The sequence below is a fragment of the Komagataeibacter ossonobensis genome, from assembly GCF_057359305.1.
The window spans coordinates 1-3909 of sequence record NZ_JBXAYQ010000090.1 but is presented as its reverse complement, the minus strand read 5'-3'; the positions used below and the strand labels follow the sequence as shown (position 1 = coordinate 3909).

General features: G+C 56.9%; 2 protein-coding genes. Both read left to right on the top strand.

Annotated features, from left to right (window positions below; genetic code table 11):
• Positions 1-143 precede the first annotated feature (143 nt).
• Entirely contained in the window at positions 144-2501 is a 2358-nt protein-coding gene (locus tag AC1RQ9_RS18570) for a TonB-dependent receptor (protein WP_176644178.1), read from the top strand.
• Between the two features lie 45 nt (positions 2502-2546).
• The gene (locus AC1RQ9_RS18565) at positions 2547-3761 is read left to right on the top strand and encodes an IS701 family transposase (RefSeq protein ID WP_420605104.1); all 1215 of its coding nucleotides are present in this window, start codon (positions 2547-2549) and stop codon (positions 3759-3761) included.
• The last annotated feature ends 148 nt before the right edge of the window (positions 3762-3909 follow it).

The following is a 3909-nucleotide window of genomic DNA, read 5'->3' as shown; positions in this document are numbered from 1 at the left end:
CGGGCGGTTTTCTGTTTCTTTGCCAATTTTTTGTTCTCCCACGCAGGGCTATTGCGGTTCCTGCGCGTGACGAACATGAGAGCCGCAAAGAGTCGGACGATGAATGCCTGCTGGCTATTGCAGCCCAGTTCAGGACAGACGTCATGTCAGGTCATACGGTACGTGCACGCGTCGTGCGCAGTGCTGACGCGCATTATGCGGCGCTCGCCATTTGCTTATTTGTCGCCGCGGGAATAACGACGCCCGCCCTGTCGAAGGAGCAGGAGAATCTTCCTCGCAAGGCCATACCCCCTTCCGATGGTCATGTATCCCTCAGTTCCTCGGGCAGCCCAACGGAGCATGTTGCAGTCGTGGGGCATCGGAGTGCACCAGATATTCGTCGATTTGCCCTACCGCAGACGACAGCAGGCATCGACCGGCAGCAGATCGAGGCCACGACCAACATCGTGGATACCGAGGATGCGCTCAAATACATGCCCAGCCTCGTTGTCCGTAAACGCAATAACGGCGATACACAGGCCACGCTGGAGACACGGACATGGGGTGTGAACTCCAGCGCGCGCAGCCTGGTTTATGTCGATGACGCGTCGATTTCTGCCCTCATCTCCAACAACAACACAAATGGTGCTCCCCGCTGGGGCATGGTCACTCCCGAGCAGATTGAGCGGGTCGACATGCTCTACGGTCCCTTTGCCGCCGCGTACCCCGGCAATTCGATGGGGGGTGTCGTGCTGATTACAACCCGCATGCCGGATCGCTTTACGGCGACGCTCAAGCAGACCGGAAGTGTGCAGACTTATGGCGGTTATAGAACCAAGGGCAATTATGGATCGTCAAACAGCGCAGTCACAATCGGCGATCGATCGGGACATTTTTCATGGCTGTTTAGCGCCAACCGGGAGGAAAGCCTCAGTGAGCCGCTTTTTTACGTCACAAACACGTCGATGCCTGCCGGTACCGCAGGTGGTATTCCGTCCCTGAGCAAAACAGGATCTGTCGCCAACGTCATGGGCGCTGGCGGCCTCCAACATAGCACGATGGACAACCTGACGCTGCGGATACGCTATGATTTTATGGACTGGCTACATTTCAACTACATGATCGGATTCTGGGACAGCCAGACCCGGGCGCATGCGCAGTCCTATCTGTCAACCGCATCTGGGGCTACGACATTTGGCGGTGTGTCCGGCTTTGCCAATGATACCTACACCTATAATGAACAGCATCTGATGAACACCATAGCGCTCAAGACCAGTACGAAAGGGCATTGGGACGCCGAGGCCATTTTTACTGATTATGATTATCTGCAGGATAGCCAGCGCAATCCGGCAGGCGTGCTGGGTGGCACGAATTTTACCCGCGATGGCTACATTGCCAACATGAGCGGTTCAGGCTGGACGAACGCGGATATCAAGGGCATCTGGCGGCCCACTGGTCCAGGCGGGGCGCATGAGCTCAGTTTCGGTGCGCATCGTGACCAGTATGACCTGCGGAACCCGACCTACAACACCGATAATTGGGCGTCTTCAGCGCCCACTGGCAATGGCACGCTCTATGCCAACGGGCGGGGACGGACAACGACCTACGCCCTGTGGGCACAGGAAGTCTGGAAGTTCGCGCCGGGTCTTACCCTGACGGCTGGTGGAAGGCTTGAGTTCTGGCGGGCCTCTGACGGGTTTAATCTGGCGGGAAAGATGGCGGCCAGCCAGCCGTCGGAACATTCGACCAATTTTTCGCCCAAGGCAACGCTCGACTGGCAGATCAATCCCCGATGGGAGGTCAAGCTGTCATTCGGGGAGGCATGGCGCTATCCGACCGTGGCGGAACTTTACCAGATTGTCGCAACCGGGGGGACCTATGCGGTTCCCAATGCCAATCTCCGCCCCGAACAGGTTTTCTCTGGTGAGGCGATGATTGAACGTCGCACGCACAATGGCAGCCTACGTCTGTCGCTATTTCAGGAAAACACCCATAACGCCCTTATTTCGCAAAGCACGCTGATCAATAACATTTATACAACGGCAGTCCAGAACGTGGGCGAGGTACGTAACCGCGGAGTGGAGTTTGTGGCAGAACGGAAAAATGCGTTGTTCCGGGGCCTCGATCTAACCAATAGCGTGACCTATGTGGACTCCCGCGTACTTGCTGACCCAGGTTTTCAAAGTGCTACAGGCACTACGGCGGCTGGAAAACATGTGCCCTATGTCCCGGCCTGGCGGGACACATTCCAGGCGACCTGGCACGCCACGCCACGCCTCGACCTATCAGCAGCCCTTCGCTATCAGGGCAGGATGTACTCCACCCTCGATAATACGGATCATGTCGGTCACGTATTTGGTGCTTTTGACAAGTTTCTTGTCGTGGATATCCATGCGCACTGGCGTATGAAAGGTCCTGTGACCTTTGATGCCGGCATCGATAATATCAACAACGCCCGGTATTACGAATATCACCCATTCCCCATGCGTAGCTATGTGGCGTCTTTAAAGGCCAGCTTCTAGCACTACAGTTGTGTTTTGATGTGAGATATGATTCCGTGTGTTGGTATGGAACGGAACAGGATGACAGGTGGCGCGTCTGTTGAGGAGACGCTGTCGCTGACGGTTGAGGGATTACGGGCGGTCAAGGAAAAAATACGCCCCCTGTTTGGTCAGGATCGGGTTGCGGTCTCAGCGGAGCATTATCTGGAAACGCTCCTGGGCAATCTGCCGCGCAAGACGGGCTGGCAACGTGCGGAAGTCGCAGGCGACGAAGGCCCCTGGCGTCAGCAGGCTTTGCTGGGCCGGACGCAGTGGGACGCTGACGGTCTGCGCGACATTGTCCGCGATCATGTTCAGAGTACCCTGGATGATGAAGACGCGGTTCTTGTGATCGATGAGACCGGTTTTCTCAAGAAAGGCAAGGCGTCCTGTGGTGTAGGGCGCCAGTACACGGGTTCGGCTGGCAAGATCACGAACTGTCAGGTTGGTGTGTTTGCAGCCTATGTTTCTTCACGGGGTCATGCTTTCGTGGATCGCGCCCTGTATCTTCCCAAAGCCTGGACATCAGATCCGGTACGGCTGTCTGCGGCCTCTGTTCCTGCGGACGTAACGTTTGCAACCAAACCTTCTCTGGCCCGACAGATGATCGAACGCGGCCTGCAGGCCGGCCTTCCCTTCGAATGGGTCGCTGCTGACAGTGTCTATGGCGTAGGGGAAATCGAAATGAGCCTGCGTCATGCCGCAAAAGGGTATGTTCTGGGGGTGGCAGGCAGTCACTGGTTCAACTCCTGGGGCTTGGGAGAGAGACCGGTTGCGGGAGAAGCCCGTGATATCGCCCGGGACGCTCCAGAAGAAGACTGGGTCTCCCTGTCAGCCGGACACGGGACGAAAGGCGATCGTCAGTATGACTGGCTGTGGTGTCCGCTCGCCGAACTCGAGGGGGCAGACTATACCCCGGCCGACAACAGAACCTGGATCCGGGGTCTCCTTGTGCGCCGGAACCCAGCCGACGGGGACCTTGCATACTTCACTGTCTGGTGCCCCTCAGGAACGACGCCTGAAAAGCTGGTTCAGGTCGAAGGCACGCGATGGCGGATTGAAGAGGGGTTCAGAACGGCCAAAAACGAATTCGGCCTCGATCACAATGAAACCCGCTCCTGGCACGGCTGGCATCGTCACGTATCCCTTGTCATGTTGGCCTATGCCCTGATGGCCGGGGTCAGGGCACAGGCAAACGACAGGTCTCCCAAAAAAAGACCAGCGAACCCGCACCAGGTCTGATCCGGTGGTCCATTCAGGAAATCCGGCGTCTTATCGTCAGGCTGACCCAGCGCCAGATCTCCCTCAACCATATCCTGCACTGGTCACGATTCAGACGAATACATCAGGCAAAAGCCTATGCTTCTCACATCAAAACACAACTGTAGTG